Raw genomic sequence first — 1,657 nt, forward strand, 5'->3', positions numbered from 1 at the left:
ATAATTTTAGTATTGCTGCGACCTGCTTGGTTCATAGTGGATAAATTGCCTTCGTTTTGACAACTTTCACAAAACCAATTAAAGTAAACAGGATCGGCGGGGGTAAAGGTAGAATTAATCGCTTGATTGGGATCGCCGACGCGAATTAAATTAGGTATTTCCCCGTCATTATTTTTTGCTAAAATAGTAATTAGTTTTTCTTGGAGAGGACTAGAATCCTGTGCCTCATCTTCAAAGACTCCAAAGACAGATTTTTGCCATTGTCGGCGAATTTTTTCTTCCTCTAATACTCGCAAGGCTCCTAAAATCATGTCATCATAATCTATATAGTTTTTCTGACGCATCAGGATTTCATACTGTTGGTACAAACCACTAGCAATAGCGAGAATTTGATAATTATCTTCGGTATAGTGGCTTAATTCCCAGACTTGCTGCGGTGATAATCCCGAACTTTTTAGCTCATGAATGGCCGTATAGGCAAGACTAGGTAAAATTTCGGTTCTCAGCACCGATTGACGGCGTAATCTTTCTGTTTCTTCCCCATCAAATTCCACTCCTTCTAATAACTTTTGATAACGAATTGGTTCAGTAATTAGCCATTTTTCCACCGAGTTTCTAATAATTCTATGGCTAGGAGTCGGAATAACTAAGGTAGAAGATTCGAGGTCTAATCCCGATAATTCTGGGTAACGACGGGCTAATTGTAGAGCCAGTCCGTGCAGAGTTTGGACGCTGAAACCTTGGACCGAAAGTTGTAAATCTTGCAAGCGTTGTTTAATTTTAGCTTTAATACTAGCGGCAGCCGAGCGCGTGTAGGTGACAATAATTAACTGTTTTTTAGCATGAAGTTGCTCACGAGCAATAACCATAGCGGCAGCTACGGCCAAACTGTGGGATTTTCCCGCCCCCGGCACCGCAGAAATGGCCATTTTTCCCCCTTGCCAATCGGCTAATTCCTGTTGTCCGGCTCGCAGTTGTTGCCGGAGATTTACCAGTAAGTTTTCTCGATTAATTACTTTAGTTTCGCTCATTATTCTACGCCAATTTTATTTTTAGTTTAATTGTATTACTATTTTAGTTTATCTTTAAACTAATTGCTGTAAAAGTTAGCTACAGATAACTAGAATGGGGAGATGGGTTTTTTTCAGTGAACAGTAATCAGTAATCAGTGAAAAGAAAGTAGCAAAGTTTTCCCCTAACACTGTCCACTTAAAACTGTAATCTGATCACTGATAACTGATAAGTAGGTAGGTATTGAAAACTTTCAGATCCCCCCGCCTATCGGCACCCCCCTTATCAAGGGGGGCAGGGGGGATCGAACCTAAAATCTATCTTTAATTTAATTATAACCAGCTACTTAACTGATCACTGATCACTGATATATAGCCAATTTTGTTGTACTTCTACCCGAATTTTGCCGGTTAAGGAGGAAGTGGCATCGCGATTAACACCAGTAATGAGATTAACCACTGACTCAACTTCGGCAAAATTAGGTGATGAGGGTAAATATTGAGCTAAAAATAAACGAATCACTCGTCTTTGTATCGCTAGAGGTAGAATTTGTAAAGGGGAGCGATCGAGTCTTTGTTGATCTAGATCGATAACCTGACGAAAAATATCCCGGGCAATACTATCTAAATAATCGCTTTCTGCTTCC

The 1,657-nt window shown here is 40.0% G+C and carries 2 protein-coding genes; both read right to left on the reverse strand.

All coding sequences use genetic code 11. The annotated features are described in order from the left end of the window. Positions 1-1,031: UvrD-helicase domain-containing protein (locus PX484_RS22650; RefSeq protein WP_288105620.1), on the reverse strand; the 1,031-nt coding region annotated here is incomplete at its 3' end. Positions 1,032-1,365: 334 nt separating this feature from the next. Next, positions 1,366-1,657: TilS substrate-binding domain-containing protein (locus PX484_RS22655; protein WP_288105623.1), on the reverse strand; the 292-nt coding region annotated here is incomplete at its 5' end.

The sequence above is a fragment of the Microcystis sp. M49636_WE2 genome (assembly GCF_030065375.1).
Classification (GTDB): domain Bacteria; phylum Cyanobacteriota; class Cyanobacteriia; order Cyanobacteriales; family Microcystaceae; genus Microcystis; species Microcystis aeruginosa_C.